This window comes from Gilliamella sp. Bif1-4 (assembly GCF_001690535.1).
Taxonomy (GTDB): domain Bacteria; phylum Pseudomonadota; class Gammaproteobacteria; order Enterobacterales; family Orbaceae; genus Gilliamella; species Gilliamella bombi.
On sequence record NZ_LZHC01000024.1, the window covers coordinates 246,009 to 260,913 of the forward strand.

General features: G+C 34.9%; 14 protein-coding genes and 1 riboswitch. Of the genes, 12 read left to right on the forward strand and 2 right to left on the reverse strand.

Features of this window, described 5'->3' with window-relative positions:
- Positions 1–5: 5 nt before the first annotated feature.
- The 3 genes from aceF (at position 6) to A9G25_RS03960 (ending at position 3,781) form a co-directional block, all read left to right on the forward strand.
- Complete coding sequence (gene aceF, locus A9G25_RS03950) at positions 6–1,607, forward strand: pyruvate dehydrogenase complex dihydrolipoyllysine-residue acetyltransferase (RefSeq protein WP_065625825.1); 1,602 nt, start codon at positions 6–8, stop codon at positions 1,605–1,607.
- Between the two features lie 16 nt (positions 1,608–1,623).
- Positions 1,624–3,048: a dihydrolipoyl dehydrogenase gene (gene lpdA / locus A9G25_RS03955; protein WP_065560236.1), complete on the forward strand. Its 1,425-nt coding sequence runs from the start codon at positions 1,624–1,626 to the stop codon at positions 3,046–3,048.
- A 376-nt stretch (positions 3,049–3,424) separates the two neighbouring features.
- A complete protein-coding gene (locus A9G25_RS03960) occupies positions 3,425–3,781 on the forward strand; it encodes a hypothetical protein (RefSeq protein WP_034909822.1) in 357 nt (118 codons plus the stop codon).
- A 349-nt stretch (positions 3,782–4,130) separates the two neighbouring features.
- On the opposite strand, the gene A9G25_RS12975 is transcribed toward A9G25_RS03960, so the two are convergent.
- Positions 4,131–4,364 (reverse strand): hypothetical protein, encoded by a 234-nt coding sequence (locus tag A9G25_RS12975; protein WP_065625826.1) that lies wholly within the window; start codon positions 4,362–4,364, stop codon positions 4,131–4,133.
- Between the two features lie 295 nt (positions 4,365–4,659).
- Here A9G25_RS12975 and prfA point away from each other — a divergent pair, with 295 nt between their 5' ends.
- From prfA to kdsA, 3 genes are read left to right on the forward strand one after another with little or no spacing between them, the layout of a single operon-like run.
- Positions 4,660–5,745 carry a peptide chain release factor 1 gene (prfA, locus tag A9G25_RS03970; RefSeq protein WP_065625827.1) on the forward strand — a complete coding sequence of 362 codons (1,086 nt, stop codon included), beginning with the start codon at positions 4,660–4,662 and terminating at the stop codon, positions 5,743–5,745.
- Positions 5,742–6,578: a peptide chain release factor N(5)-glutamine methyltransferase gene (gene prmC, locus A9G25_RS03975; protein ID WP_065625828.1), complete on the forward strand. Its 837-nt coding sequence runs from the start codon at positions 5,742–5,744 to the stop codon at positions 6,576–6,578. Before prfA ends, prmC begins: the two co-directional genes overlap by 4 nt.
- A 16-nt stretch (positions 6,579–6,594) precedes the next feature.
- On the forward strand, positions 6,595–7,449 hold the full coding sequence (gene kdsA / locus A9G25_RS03980) for a 3-deoxy-8-phosphooctulonate synthase (protein WP_065625829.1): 855 nt from the start codon (positions 6,595–6,597) through the stop codon (positions 7,447–7,449).
- 210 nt (positions 7,450–7,659) lie between these two features.
- Here the strand turns inward: kdsA and rraB are convergent, their stop codons facing one another.
- A complete protein-coding gene (rraB, locus tag A9G25_RS03985; protein ID WP_065625830.1) occupies positions 7,660–8,055 on the reverse strand; it encodes a ribonuclease E inhibitor RraB in 396 nt (131 codons plus the stop codon).
- A gap of 70 nt (positions 8,056–8,125) precedes the next feature.
- Between rraB and rnm the strand changes: the two genes are divergently transcribed.
- The 6 genes from rnm (at position 8,126) to thiB (ending at position 14,905) form a co-directional block, all read left to right on the forward strand.
- Complete coding sequence (gene rnm / locus A9G25_RS03990; protein WP_065625831.1) at positions 8,126–8,959, forward strand: RNase RNM; 834 nt, start codon at positions 8,126–8,128, stop codon at positions 8,957–8,959.
- A gap of 109 nt (positions 8,960–9,068) precedes the next feature.
- Positions 9,069–9,689 (forward strand): L-threonylcarbamoyladenylate synthase, encoded by a 621-nt coding sequence (locus A9G25_RS03995; RefSeq protein WP_065625832.1) that lies wholly within the window; start codon positions 9,069–9,071, stop codon positions 9,687–9,689.
- Positions 9,690–9,769: 80 nt separating this feature from the next.
- Entirely contained in the window at positions 9,770–10,774 is a 1,005-nt protein-coding gene (gene rluB / locus A9G25_RS04000; RefSeq protein ID WP_081297138.1) for a 23S rRNA pseudouridine(2605) synthase RluB, read from the forward strand.
- 268 nt (positions 10,775–11,042) lie between these two features.
- Positions 11,043–12,431: a hypothetical protein gene (locus A9G25_RS04005; protein WP_065625833.1), complete on the forward strand. Its 1,389-nt coding sequence runs from the start codon at positions 11,043–11,045 to the stop codon at positions 12,429–12,431.
- A 908-nt stretch (positions 12,432–13,339) separates the two neighbouring features.
- Positions 13,340–13,597, forward strand: coding sequence for a hypothetical protein (locus A9G25_RS04010; protein ID WP_065625834.1), 258 nt, complete (start codon positions 13,340–13,342; stop codon positions 13,595–13,597).
- Between the two features lie 164 nt (positions 13,598–13,761).
- A riboswitch (TPP riboswitch) is annotated at positions 13,762–13,870 on the forward strand.
- A gap of 39 nt (positions 13,871–13,909) precedes the next feature.
- A complete protein-coding gene (thiB, locus tag A9G25_RS04015) occupies positions 13,910–14,905 on the forward strand; it encodes a thiamine ABC transporter substrate binding subunit (RefSeq protein ID WP_065625835.1) in 996 nt (331 codons plus the stop codon).

Genomic DNA, 14,905 nt, shown 5'->3' on the forward strand with positions numbered 1-14,905 from the left:
TTATAATGAGTATTCAAATCAAATTACCTGATATCGGTGGTGACGAAGTAGAAGTAACCGAAATTCTGGTTAAAATAGGCGATAAAGTTGAAGCTGATCAATCAATTATGACAGTTGAAGGTGACAAAGCCTCAATGGAAATTCCTGCACCACAGGCTGGTATTGTTAAATCTATTACTGTAAAAATTGGCGATAAAGTCAAAACAGGCGTAGACATTATGGTCTTTGATGAGCAAGGAGGTGAAACTGCGGCTCCAGCTACAGCAACAGCAACAGCAGAAGAAGCACCAAAAGTTGAAGTAACACCAACTGCAACTAGCCAAATGGTAGATGTAAAAGTCCCAGATATTGGTGGTGATGAAGTCGAAGTGACGGAAATTTTGGTAAAAGTGGGCGATACTATATCTGTTGATGATTCATTAATTACTGTTGAAGGTGATAAAGCCTCAATGGAAGTACCAGCAACCATTGCAGGTACGGTTAAAAGTATCACGATAAAAGTGGGTGATAAAGTGAAAACAGGTTCCAAAATCATGGAATTTGAAACCACATCTAGTGCAGCTCCTGCTACTCAATCGGCTCCAGCTGCCTCAGCGCCTGTTGCTGAAAAAGCAGCACCTGAGCCAACGCCAGCACCAGTTGCTGCAAAATCAGCTCCTGCTTCATCAAGCAATGAGTTTGTTGAAAACGATGCTTATGCTCATGCAACACCATCTGTACGTCGTTTAGCACGTGAATTTGGTGTCAATCTAGCAAAAGTTACTGCTACAGGTCCTAAAAACCGTATTTTACGCGAAGACATTCAAACTTACGTAAAAAATGCTGTTAAACAAATTGAAAGTGGTGCTACAGGTGGTGCATTACCTGGTCTATTACCATGGCCTAAAGTTGATTTTAGCAAATTTGGTGAAGTTGAAAGTTTACCATTAACTAAAATTCAAAAAGTATCAGGTGCAAATTTACACCGTAACTGGGTAATGATTCCGCATGTGACAGAATTTGATGAAACAGATATTACTGATTTAGAAGCATTCCGTAAGCAACAAAATGCAGAAGCAGATAAGAAAAAACTTGATCTTAAGATCACGCCACTTGTGTTTATCATGAAAGCGGTAGCAAGTGCATTAACAGCGTATCCACGCTTTAATAGCTCATTATCTGAAGATGCCCAAACCTTAATTATCAAAAAATACATTAATATTGGTGTTGCTGTCGATACACCAAATGGTCTTGTAGTACCCGTATTTAAAGATGTTGATAAAAAGGGTATTGTTGAACTTTCTCGTGAGCTTGCGGCAATTTCTAAAAAGGCACGTGAAGGTAAATTGACGGGTAGCGATATGCAAGGTGGGTGTTTCACTATTTCTAGCCTTGGTGGCATTGGTACAACCTCGTTTACACCAATTGTTAATGCGCCAGAAGTTGGTATTTTAGGTGTATCTCGCTCTAGCATGAAACCAGTTTGGAATGGCAAAGAGTTTACACCACGGCTAATGTTGCCATTATCATTATCATTCGATCACCGAGTTATTGATGGTGCTGATGGTGCACGCTTCTTAAGCCATATTGTCAACGTCTTATCCGACTTACGTCGTTTAGTGATGTAATTAAGGAGATCAAATTATGAGTCAAGATGTTAAAACACAAGTTGTGGTTTTAGGAGCAGGACCAGCGGGTTATTCCGCTGCGTTCCGTGCTGCCGACCTTGGACTAGAAGTTACCCTTGTTGAACGTTATTCAACACTTGGTGGTGTTTGTTTAAATGTAGGCTGTATTCCATCAAAAGCATTACTTCATGTTGCTAAAGTAATGGATGAAGCAAAATCATTAACCGAACATGGTATCCATTTTGGTACACCTAGACTTGAATTAGACAAAGTGCGTGGCTGGAAAGAAAAAGTCATTAGTCAACTGACTAATGGACTAGCTGGTATGGCCAAAATGCGCAAAGTTAATGTTATTCAAGGTGAAGCACAGTTTACTGGTAGTCATACAATGGAGGTGACTTCATCAAAAGGAATCACTAAGATCACCTTTGATAATGCAATTATTGCAGCGGGCTCTCGTCCAATCAAGTTGCCTTTTATTCCACATGATGATCCTCGTATTTGGGATTCTACAGATGCCTTAGCTTTAACCACCATTCCTAAAAAATTATTATTAATGGGTGGCGGAATTATAGGTCTTGAAATGGGGACTGTATACCATGCACTTGGTTCAGAAGTCGATGTAGTTGAAATGTTTGATCAAGTGATTCCGGCTGCAGATAAAGATGTAATTAAAGTCTTTACTAAACAGATCCAAAAGAAATTCACGTTACGATTGGAAACTAAAGTTACTACCGTTGAAGCAAAACATGATGCAATTTATGTCACCATGGAAAAGAAAGACGGCAGCACCGAAACTCATACTTATGATGCGGTATTAGTGGCTATTGGTCGTACACCAAATGGTAAATTAATTAGTGCGGAAAAAGCAGGCGTTAATGTTACTGACCGTGGATTTATCGAAGTCGATAAACAGATGCGTACCAATGTTCCGCATATCTATGCAATTGGAGATATTGTAGGTCAACCAATGCTTGCGCACAAAGGCGTACACGAAGGTCATGTGGCAGCAGAAGTAATTGCAGGTAAAAAACACTTCTTTGATCCAAAAACCATTCCTTCTATCGCTTATACCGAACCCGAAGTTGCTTGGGTTGGTTTAACTGAAAAAGAAGCGAAAGAAAAAGGTATTGATTATGAAGTATCAATCTTCCCATGGGCAGCTTCAGGACGAGCTATTGCTTCTGATTGCTCTGAAGGGATGACAAAACTGATCTTCAATAAAGCAGATAATCGCCTATTAGGTGGTGCGGTTGTTGGTGCAAATGGCGGTGAATTACTTGGTGAAATCACCTTAGCTGTCGAAATGGGTTGTGATGCTGAAGATATTGCATTAACAATTCATGCTCACCCAACATTGCATGAATCAATTGGCTTAGCCTCTGAAATTTATGAAGGCTCTGTCACTGATTTACCAAATGCTAAAGCGAAGAAGAAATAGTAATAAGTTATTTATATACTTAATAAAATGCCGTTAGCTCAAACTAACGGCATTTTTATTTTTTTATAAGATAATTTTTGTCAAAAACTTTCAGGTAACTATACGTTTCAGTAAAAAATGAATCAAATAACTAAGTGTTGATCTTAATGAAAACGAGAGATAAATAAGTTATATATTTTTGATAACTTTGGTAAACGTCAATACCCTAGTATTGGTTATTAACAGGTGTCTTTATATTATTAAAAAGATTACAATACTTAGGATTTTATTCAGATGATTTAGATGATTTATCTAAGATAAATTTGTCTGTAAGTATATTAAGAGATTTTTCAAAAAAACGATACCAATCAAAATAAATTGAAAAAATGAGGTTAATATGAACACACAGGAAATACAAACAAAATACGGCATTATTTATGCACGAAATGCATTGATATTATCTGACGTTAAATTAGAATGTATACCATTCACTTTGATGGTCAATACATCATTATCACTAGCAGGCTGTAAGCCAAAAATCTTAAATGTTCCAGAAGTTAAAGTTACATTTATTTTTAGTGATATTGATAGCTTATCTATTTATCTAATAGATGAATACCCTTATGAAAAATATTCAAAATCTAGTTTTGATTTAGTAGACGAAGTTCATAAAAAAGGTAAGCAACGTATAATTCTTAGTACTTATGATCATATTTTTGATGTTATAGGCAGATATAAAATTGAATATGATTAATTGATAGAAGAAATACTAACATAAACCTATTTATTATTGATTGTTGACAGCCTAATAATACTCAGTAAGTATTGGTAATAGAAATTATTATAAATAAAATTCATAAAACACGACTCTATCTTTCTGCCTTTGATTAAATAGCTTGGAATTTTGATTCACAAAGTATTAAACAATATTTGGATGTTGGTAACAGAATTTGATATGTCAAAACTGAATGTTTTTGCTGATCAAAATTTAATTTTTGAACACGCCTTGTCTGTTAAGTCATTCTTCGTACTTTTAAATCTAGACGCACATCATTTTATCTAGTTTTTTGAGAAATTTTTGAAAATAAATTAATCTTTAGGGATTAATGGTAAGGCTGATAAACGTGGTAAATATCTAAATCAATCACATAGTCTACAGCAATATTTTTATTATACGGATAAATTTGATAACCATAACGAAAGCAAAATATGTGAGTAAAATTTTCGGAACCTACATCATTGAGAACTTTCATCATACGCGATTTTAACTGCCCTATTGATGAAGCTTTGCCTGAAATTAATGTATTACCATAAAAACTTTCAATTTCAATTATCATTTTTTTAGATTTTAAAATTTATCTTGTCGTAGAATTTAGTTAACGTAATTGATAAGGAATAGAAACTTGTTACAAAATAATTTTTTAACTGTAACACCAAGCCCCAAATAAACCAATATTAAGTTTATAAAATACTTCTTATTATGTCTATAATATTTCGGTTTATCCTCTCACCATGCTATATATTGTTTATGCGATATAAGCCCGATAACTAGCTCAAACTGTATTTTAAAAGTGATTAAGTATATAATGCTCCGCAAATTTAATTAATTTTTATCATCTAAAATATACTTCTATGAAATCTTCAATTATCAACAAATTAGAAATGCTACAAGAGCGTTATGAAGAAGTTCAAGCATTATTGTCAGATGCTTCGGTTATTGCGGATCAAAATCGCTTTCGCACTTTGTCTAAAGAATATTCGCAATTAACAGGGGTGGTTAAGTGCTTTTCTGATTGGAAGCAAACACAAGAGGATATCGAGACAGCTAAAATGATGCTATCTGATCCTGAAATGAGTGAAATGGCACAAGAGGAGTTAAACGAAGCATTAAGTCGAGTTGAAGAACAAGAAAAGCAATTACAAGTTTTATTATTACCTAAAGATCCTAATGATGATTATAACTGTTTTGTCGAAGTTAGAGCTGGAACTGGTGGTGATGAAGCGGCTATTTTTGCTGGCGATTTAGCACGAATGTATACAAGATTTGCCGAATCACGGAATTGGCGTGTTGAGATTATGAGTGCAAATGATGGTGAACATGGTGGCTATAAAGAAGTTATTATGTTAGTTAGTGGGGATGGTGTTTATGGTAATTTGAAATTTGAATCAGGTGGACACCGAGTCCAACGTGTACCAGAAACAGAATCTCAAGGTCGTATTCATACATCTGCTTGTACTGTTGCTGTTTTACCAGAAGTCCCTGAAGCAGAAATGCCTGAAATCAACCCCGCTGATTTAAAAATTGATACCTATCGTTCATCTGGCGCAGGTGGTCAGCATGTTAATACAACAGATTCTGCTATTCGTATTACCCATATTCCTACAGGCATCGTTGTTGAATGTCAAGATGAGCGATCGCAACATAAAAACAGAGCCAAAGCAATGTCAGTTTTAGCTGCAAGAATTCAAGATGCGGAACTACGTAAGCGCCAACAAGAAGAGGCTTCAACACGTCGAAATCTATTAGGTTCAGGCGATCGTTCAGATAGAATCAGAACATATAATTATCCACAAGGTCGAGTAACCGATCATCGAATTAATTTAACACTTTACCGTTTAGACGAAGTCATGGAAGGAAAATTAGAGATGCTAATTGATCCGATTGTGCAGGAATATCAAGCCGATCAATTAGCAGCTTTATCGGAACAAGATGAATGACATACTTACAATGGCTTAAAAGTGCATCTCAAACCTTAACAGATAGTGAAAGCCCAAAGCGAGATGCTGAAATTTTACTGAGTTTTGTTACGCAAAAAACGCGGACATTTTTAATGGCGTTCAGTGAAACATTGCTAACTGATGATGAATTGATTGCTTTATCTGAATGTTTAGAACGCAGGAAAAATGGTGAGCCTATCGCTTATATAACTGGCGAAAAAGAGTTTTGGTCTTTAAAGTTTCATGTTTCTAACGCCACTTTAATACCTAGACCGGATACCGAAAAATTAGTTGAATTAGGTTTAGAGTATCTTCCTAAAGTGCCTTGTGAAGTATTGGATCTTGGCACGGGAACAGGCGCGATAGTTATTGCAATGGCAACCGAACGTCAAGACTGTTTATTTACCGCAATTGAAAAAAATAAAGATGCCCTAATCTTAGCTCAAAAAAATGCTGCCCAAATTGGGGTGAATAATGTTTATTTTTTACAAGGTGATTGGTACAAACCAATAAAGAATAGAAAGTTTTCAATGATTGTCAGTAACCCTCCTTATATTGAGCCAACAGACATCCACTTATCCCAAGGTGATGTACGCTACGAACCAAGAAGCGCATTAGTTTCTGAAGATGATGGTTTAGCTGATATTAAACTAATTGTACAAGGTGCAACTAAGCACTTAAACCAATATGGGTGGTTATTAATAGAACATGGTTGGAAACAAGGCGAGGCAGTGCAAACTGTTTTTAAACAACACGGATTTCAATTAGTAGAAACCTTCACCGACTATAGCGGTAATGACAGAGTCACCCTTGGTCGCTGGTTTAAACCTTAACTAGGAAAATTTTATTATGCAACAAAAAAAAGTAAACGTTGGTGACATTACTGTCGCTAATGATCTACCCTTTGTACTATTTGGTGGTATGAATGTGCTTGAATCTCGTGATTTGGCGATGAAAATCTGTGAACATTATGTCACCGTTACCAATAAACTGAATATTCCTTATATTTTTAAAGCTTCTTTTGATAAAGCAAATCGCTCATCAATTCATTCCTATCGTGGGCCAGGATTAGAAGAAGGGCTAAAAATATTCCAAGAGCTTAAACAACAATTTGGCGTTAAAATTATTACTGATGTACATACAGAAGTACAGTGTCAACCCGTTGCCGATGTGGTTGATGTAATTCAATTACCTGCCTTTTTAGCAAGACAAACTGATTTAGTTGTTGCAATGGCTAAAACAGGCGCAGTAATTAATGTCAAAAAGCCACAATTTGTCAGTCCAGGGCAGATGGGCAATATTGTTGAAAAATTTGAAGAGGCTGGTAACAATCAAATCATCCTTTGTGATCGTGGTAGCTGTTTTGGTTATGACAACTTAGTGGTTGATATGCTTGGTTTTAACATTATGAAAAAAGCAAGCAAAGGGTCACCAGTTATTTTTGATGTTACTCATGCTCTTCAATGTCGTGATCCTATGGGAGCAGCATCAGGTGGACGTCGTGGCCAAGTAACAGAACTTGCACGTTCGGGTATGGCTGTTGGTATTGCTGGGTTATTTTTAGAATCCCACCCAGATCCAAGTCATGCAAAATGTGATGGACCGTCAGCGTTACCATTAGCAAAACTGGAACCTTTCTTAAAACAGATAAAAGCCATTGATGAACTAGTAAAAAGTTTTGATGAAATTGATACTGAAAGCTAATTTTAAAAGTAGTTTTTACATTATTTATGTTTGATTATAAACAAAAATCTTAATAATAAAAGAAATGCTGGTCATTTCTTTTATTGTTTTTATATCAATAAACTTAAAAATAAGCTGTATAACAGAATTGAAATAGGTCGAGATAATCAAATATTCTTATCCGTAGTTTAACCGATAAGAATAGGTAATAAAAAAGTGTATTGATAAAACTTAATGAAGTGTCTGCATAAGCTCAGCTTCATCAAGATCGTCATCATTCCCATCTTCAAAATAAGTGCCCCAACCATCATATGTGACGTCAAATTGGGTAGTAAGTGCGATGATTTCTGAAATTTGTGCATTTATTAGTTCGGCATTGAGTGGGCTTTCGGTAACAATATCAAAAGCGATAACAACATTGCCTGCATCGTCAATATCTTCATCGGGGTCGGTTGCTTCATAGCCTAATTTATAGGCTTCTACTGCTACTTTTTCTAATTTATCAAAATGTTGTGATGAAATGTGATGTTCTATGATATAAAGCGCATGCGGATCGCTACCATCTTCTAATAGCTCCTCAATAATAGCGAGAGTATCTTGCTGAGCAAGACGAATTCGATCTTTCATAATATACCTTTTAGTGGTCGAGCAAATTGTATGGTATATTACACGTTTAAAAATAATTTTCGAGAAAAAAATGATCGTTGATTTACATTCACATACTACGGCATCGGATGGTCTCTTAGCACCTAGCGAACTTGTCAAAAGAGCTGTAGATAACCAAATTGCTATTTTGGCTATTACCGATCATGACACCGTTAAAGGTTTACCTGAAGCTCAAAAAACGATTGCTAACGAAAATTTACCTATTAAATTAGCTTGTGGTGTTGAAATATCAACTTCTTGGAAAAACAACGAAATCCATATTGTTGGGTTAAATATTGATATTGCACATCCTGAGTTAACGACACTGCTATCATCACAAGAACAAGGAAGAATCGATCGAGCGTTGGCGATAAGCCATAAATTAGCTAAAGTTAGTATTCAAAATGCTTATCAACAAGCACAACAATTTGCAAAAGGAGACATTGTTTCGCGTGCTCATTTTGCAAGATTTTTAGTTGCTAATGGCTATGTTAAAGACGTCAAACGCGCTTTTAAAACGTACTTAGGTAAAGGTGGTTATGCTTATGTACCTGTAACATGGTGTAGTATTTCAGATGCAGTTAATGCCATTCATGCAGCAGGAGGGCAAGCAGTGCTTGCGCATCCAAGTCGCTATGATCTCACTTTAACTAAATTGAAATTATTAATAAGTGAGTTTAAAGCTAGTGGTGGTGATGCAATTGAAGTTTCACAAAGCAGGCAAACACAAGATGATTTACAAAAATTAGCTAAATTAGCCAATGAATTTGAACTATTGGCTTCACAAGGATCGGATTTTCATGGTGTTGACACCTATTTAGATTTAGGGAAAACAACCCCACTACCCGGTAGTGTTACACCCATTTGGAATAATTGGAAACTCTAAATAAATCTGGATTAAAATCGATTTATATTCGTGCTTCACTATAAGGTTAACGATATAAAATTTAATCATGCAAATCAGATTAACAATAATATTGATATAGAAGAAAATCATGAGTCAAACTTTTTATATTCATCCAGATAATCCGCAAACTCGATTATTAAATCAAGTTGTCAACATATTAAATGATGGTGGTGTTATCGCTTTTCCGACCGATTCAGGATATTCATTGGGTTGTTTACTAGACAATAAATCGGGTGTTGATCGAATTTGTCAAATTCGTCAACTCGATAAAAATCACAATTTTACCTTGATGTGCCGTGATCTTTCTGAACTATCTAGTTATGCTTTTGTAGATAACACAACTTTTCGGTTACTAAAAAATAATACCCCTGGTAAATATGTTTTTATTTTACAGGCAAGTAAAGAAGTACCCCGTCGATTGATGAATGAAAAACGCAAAACAATTGGACTAAGAATTCCTGATAATAAAATTGATTTAGCGTTGCTCGAATTATTAGGGCAGCCATTAATGACTGCGACATTAATTTTACCTAATGATGACCAAGCACAATCCGATCCCGACGAAATAGAAGATAAAATAGGTTATCAGCTTGATGCGATTGTGCACGGTGGTTATATAGGTCAACAACCTACTAGCGTAATTGACTTGACTAATGATTATCCAAAAATTATTCGTAAAGGAAGTGGAGACACTAAGCCATTCGAATAAATGTCCATTTTTTATTGTCAATATCTCGACAATATAATTAATAGAAAATTGATACCTGAGAAGGTAACAGCGAGGATTTTATGAAAAATAGAAAATCAGCATTCCCACTACTTGGCAAAAAGACAAATAGCGTTAACGCAAAAGAAAAGCAACTCTATGAAAAACCAAAAACCTCAAGAGTACCAGCTATTATACACAAAACATCGGCACATGATAATACTGAAAAACTCCAAAAAGTATTAGCTAATTTAGGTAATGGATCACGCCGAGAGATTGAAGCCATGATTGTGGCAGGTAAAATCAGTGTAGATGGAAAAATTGCCACATTAGGCGATCGGGTTGATGTTAATGCCAATCCGAAAATTCGTATCAATGGTCATTTAGTTCAGCTTAGAAGTAAAGAAAAAGAAGTTTGCCGAGTACTAGCTTATTATAAACCAGAAGGCGAAATTTGTTCACGGAACGATCCTCAAGGACGTGCGACGGTTTTTGAGCGGTTACCTAGATTAAAAAATGCTCGTTGGGTGAACATTGGCCGACTTGATATCAATACATCGGGTTTATTATTATTTACAACTGATGGTGAATTAGCTAATCGATTAATGCATCCACGGCACGAGATTGAGCGTGAATATGCAGTACGAGTATTTGGTAATGTGACCGATCAACAAATTAACCAACTTCGTAAAGGAGTGCAACTAGAAGATGGCCCAGCCTCATTTCAATCAATTAAAGCTCAAGGTGGTGATGGAATTAACCAATGGTTTAATGTAGTTATAACAGAAGGCCGTAATCGAGAAGTTCGTAGAATGTGGGAAGCTATTGATGTGCAAGTTAGTCGATTGCTACGCATTCGCTATGGCAATATCACTTTACCCAAAGGATTATCACGCGGAACTTGGCTAGAACTTGGTATTAACTCAGTCAATTACTTACGTGAACTAGTCGGTTTGCCACCTGAATCTAAAAGTTTCACCACAAGTTCTTCTTCTGACAAAAGAATAGTAAGACCTAAACGAGTCAAACTTAATCAACAGACTAAAACAACACGGCAAAGAGTAACTCAAAAAGCAACTCGAAAATAATCTTAACTTAGCCCTTAAATAGTTTAGTTATTTAAGGGTGCCTGCATAAAATATAATTCAAATCTTTTATATTTGAAATAAAACTCATCGCCAAATAATAATGAGTAACTAGTTAATCAATTTTTAGCAAAAAAAGTTAATAAATTAACGCTAATTTATAATAGACTCACCAACTAGCTTATTAATCAATCTATATTTAAACAGTTTTCATCTTAATAACAAGATGAACAAGCAAAAAAATAAACTAAAATGAATTGAAAGGAAAATTATGCGTATAATTATAGCTGTTTTTTTTATGTTCTTATTAGCCGCTTGTCATACACGTACAGCAGAAGAAGCTTATAAAGAAGGAAAATATTTAGAAAGCATCAACTTATTGGCGGATAGTATTGAGGATAAGGGTACTGCAAAATTAGGTCAAAAAGACGTACAACGACTACAAAATATCGTCAATAGTGTTATGCAACATTATGAAACAACTTTATCAAATACCAATAATCAGGATTATGCCAAACGAATAGAATGCTACCAAAATTTATTAGCAATGAAACTGCGATTAAGTGATCGCTTTTATAGCCAAGAAATTAGTTTTTTTGATAATAAATATGATTTTACTAAATTACAAGAGAGTATCGCAAAAGAGTACTATGATTATGGTAATTCAATCACAGGAACCGATAGTAAAAGTTATAGAATAAAAGCCGATTTATACAAAAAAGGATTTGAGCAATACAACTATAAAAACATTGAAAGTTTGTATAACAATGCAAATAAAAAATATATGCAACTTGCTGCTAAAGATTATTATGACCAAGGAAAAATGTTAGCACAGCAAGGTAATTATAAAGCTGCTGCGGATGCATTTAATAATGCCTCGGAAGTATATCAGCCTCTTGGCAAGTACAAAGATAGTGACAAACTTTCTATTGAGAATGATAGAAAACACTGTACTCAACAAGCAGAAAATGCTTATGAACAAGCACAACAATTAGCTCGAACGGCAACACGTCGTTATCAATTTCGAGAAGTAGCCCAATATTACGCTTCAGCTGCTTCGGCTTATCGCCAATACGGATCGTTTCGCGATGCAAATTTTCAAGCAGATAAATATAAAAGAGAAGGGAAAGTAAAAGTTTATTATAATTCTTCAGAATTAAAATCTTATGTAACAGATCTATTAAGTAAAGACTTTATAGAATTTGTTATCTACCAACCAGGGCAAGCAGATGTCACGATCCGTGTAACGACAAATGTTGAATTTTCTGATCTTGGTAAATCAGTTAACAATGAAACCAAAACCGAAAAAATATTTGATAAATTTATTGAATTCGCTGACGAAAACGGTAATAAAAAGCAAATTAAAACCTATAAAGATCAAGAATTTAATTTACAAACGGTGACTCACAGCAATAAATTAACCTTGACCACTGAAATTGAAGCTCATGGAATCTATAGTTACAGTAAATCATTTAACGTTGTACAAACATCAGCAAAACATGATTATATCTATTCTGGCAATGTGCCATCAAATTTACATAATTACAGTAAAGGAACATTGCAAACCAAAGATAGCTTGCTTCGAGCAGCAAAAGACCAGCAATTAACAGAATTAAAAGTATATATTGAAGATATGGTTCGAGATTTATCATATCTATAATTACTATAAATGTCATAACTAAAACTTAACTAAATAAAGACTACTTACTCATTGGTGCTTATTTTTGTAAATGAGTAGTCCAATGAGTAAACTGAATTTTTTCATTTATTTGCTGGTTTGCTTTAATTCTTTCAATATAAAGAAGCACGGGCTGGATTAGATCATCTTTAATCAAAGATTAAAGATGTGTTTTGGGACAGCGTTGGTTAGCAAACACGGTTTTCGGCTAAATAAAACTTGAAGCCTTGTTGATGCATGATTCCTAGCATTGTTTATAATATTTTTTCAAATTATTATAAACAACACTAGAAATTCCTACATTTTAACCATGAAGTGTAAATACCCTATGTTTTTTTACAAATACTTTTTAGAATCCTCAACGACTGTTTTTGCTATTTATTCCGCATTAAGAAAAACCGAAAATCTAGTTCAACTAAAAAATAGGTTTATACTAAAACGTATAGTTACCTGAAAGTTTTTGACAAAAATCTCAATTTTAACACTTCTATTTTGAGAGGGCAGATAACTTACTAGGCAGTGAAATACCTCTTGATGAATTAAAACACGTATCACATGCCCACAAAACCAATGGTGTCACTACAAACCACCACAATCCCACAGCAAACTCAAGGCTAACCGCCTGCTGACTCAAGATGACAGACATTATCAGTATGACAAATACGGCAATGTTATTCGAGAATTACGAGGTAAACGGCAGCATCGAAAAATCAAATTATTCCGAGAAGATAGCTTTATTGAAGCTTTAAAAACAGAAGGGCTTAATGAAAAAGTTGATTTTATAAATGAACATCCTGAATTTTCTGAGCTTAAAAAATATACGATACCAAATATTCAGCTAGATGTTATTGATTGTAAGAAAGGTCGCGAATTTGTAGAAACGCAGTTAAATGATTGGGATAAGCTTTTTAAATTTAGCCTTGTTATACAAACAGTTAACATCGCTTGAAACTTTTCACACGAAACATGCCATCATAAAAGAATGTACGAAAGCAGGAGATTCAAATCAAAGTTATCAGTTCGCTACAAGAGAACTTGACGGAGCATTCGATGAAACTAAACAACTTAATTTTTTTATTACTCAATCAACTAATTTAAGTAAAGGTAAACGTTTAGCCAAATCGGTAATAGCTACCTTTTCTTTATAATATAAACGCCATATCTTTTGTCAGTGATAAGGCGTTAGTTTTTTTTTTCATGTATATTTTTTATAGCCGTTTTTTAAACCTCAATAAATAAAGCGGTTGTTCCTGCATTAAATTTTTATCACTTTTGATGTTTACAATCTTCATACTAACCTCTACACTAATCGATGTTCTCAACGGGGTGCCCAGAAGGGCTGAGAATGTTAGATAACATAACATAACCCGCCGAACCTGAACTGGATCATGCCAGCGGAGGGATTTGAGTATTGCTCTTGCTCAAACCTTTTGTCTTTTATTTGCTATTTTGGAGGCAAAATGTTTTGTAAAAAATCGTTATTATCTTTGCTATTTTCGGTACCTTTTATGGCAAATGCTGCCAATTTAAAACCAACCTTAACTGTTTACAGTTATAATTCATTTATTTCAGAATGGGGACCGGGAAAAGAGATTGAAAAGGGGTTTGAAGCGCAGTGTAACTGTGAACTTGAGATTGTTACATTAGGTGATGGGGTGGCGGTTTTAAATCGAATGCGCCTTGAAGGTAATAAAACCAATGCTGATGTGATCTTAGGGTTAGACAATAATTTTTTAGAACAAGCCAAACAAGCCCAAATAGTTATACCTCATCAAATCACTAAACCAGATAATTTAAATACCGACTGGTGGGATAGTGATTTCATGCCTTATGATTTTGGTTATTTCGCTTTCATTTATGATCAACAAAAAATCAGTAATCCACCACACAGCATGCATGAGTTAGTAGATAATAAAGCCAACTGGAAAATTATCTATCAAGATCCACGAACCAGCACTCCAGGGTTAGGTTTATTATATTGGATGAAAAATATATATGGTGATGATTCCGCATCTGCATGGCAGAAAATAGCAAAAAATACTGTGACAGTGACCAAAGGTTGGGGCGAAGCTTATGGCCTATTTTTAAAAGGCGAAGCTGATTTTGTGCTTAGTTATAGTACTTCGCCAGTAGCACATATTATGAATGATAATGATCATCGTTATGCTGCTGCTATTTTTGACGAAGGGCATTATCGCCAAGTCGAAGTTGCGGGTATTACTAAGTATAGTCAGCATCCCGAATTGGCACGTGCTTTTTTACAATATTTATTAACGCCTGATGTACAACGTCAATTTGCTGAAAAAAATTTCATGTATCCGATTATTAATATAACGTTGCCTGAAGCTTTTCAGCAAATTGAACCAGTCAATAAAGCACTTGAGTTTGATGTTAAGCAAGTTAAAAATAACCAAAAGAGGTGGGTTCGTGAATGGAAATCCACCATTAGTAAATAG

Excerpts from the sequence above, each read along its gene's own strand:
- aceF (WP_065625825.1), top strand. The coding sequence starts at position 6 with ATGAGTATTCAAATCAAATTACCTGATATCGGTGGTGACGAAGTAGAA.
- lpdA (WP_065560236.1), top strand. The coding sequence starts at position 1,624 with ATGAGTCAAGATGTTAAAACACAAGTTGTGGTTTTAGGAGCAGGACCA.
- A9G25_RS03960 (WP_034909822.1), top strand. The coding sequence starts at position 3,425 with ATGAACACACAGGAAATACAAACAAAATACGGCATTATTTATGCACGA.
- A9G25_RS12975 (WP_065625826.1), bottom strand. The coding sequence starts at position 4,364 with ATGATAATTGAAATTGAAAGTTTTTATGGTAATACATTAATTTCAGGC.
- prfA (WP_065625827.1), top strand. The coding sequence starts at position 4,660 with ATGAAATCTTCAATTATCAACAAATTAGAAATGCTACAAGAGCGTTAT.
- prmC (WP_065625828.1), top strand. The coding sequence starts at position 5,742 with ATGACATACTTACAATGGCTTAAAAGTGCATCTCAAACCTTAACAGAT.
- kdsA (WP_065625829.1), top strand. The coding sequence starts at position 6,595 with ATGCAACAAAAAAAAGTAAACGTTGGTGACATTACTGTCGCTAATGAT.
- rraB (WP_065625830.1), bottom strand. The coding sequence starts at position 8,055 with ATGAAAGATCGAATTCGTCTTGCTCAGCAAGATACTCTCGCTATTATT.
- rnm (WP_065625831.1), top strand. The coding sequence starts at position 8,126 with ATGATCGTTGATTTACATTCACATACTACGGCATCGGATGGTCTCTTA.
- A9G25_RS03995 (WP_065625832.1), top strand. The coding sequence starts at position 9,069 with ATGAGTCAAACTTTTTATATTCATCCAGATAATCCGCAAACTCGATTA.
- rluB (WP_081297138.1), top strand. The coding sequence starts at position 9,770 with ATGAAAAATAGAAAATCAGCATTCCCACTACTTGGCAAAAAGACAAAT.
- A9G25_RS04005 (WP_065625833.1), top strand. The coding sequence starts at position 11,043 with ATGCGTATAATTATAGCTGTTTTTTTTATGTTCTTATTAGCCGCTTGT.
- A9G25_RS04010 (WP_065625834.1), top strand. The coding sequence starts at position 13,340 with ATGATTGGGATAAGCTTTTTAAATTTAGCCTTGTTATACAAACAGTTA.
- thiB (WP_065625835.1), top strand. The coding sequence starts at position 13,910 with ATGTTTTGTAAAAAATCGTTATTATCTTTGCTATTTTCGGTACCTTTT.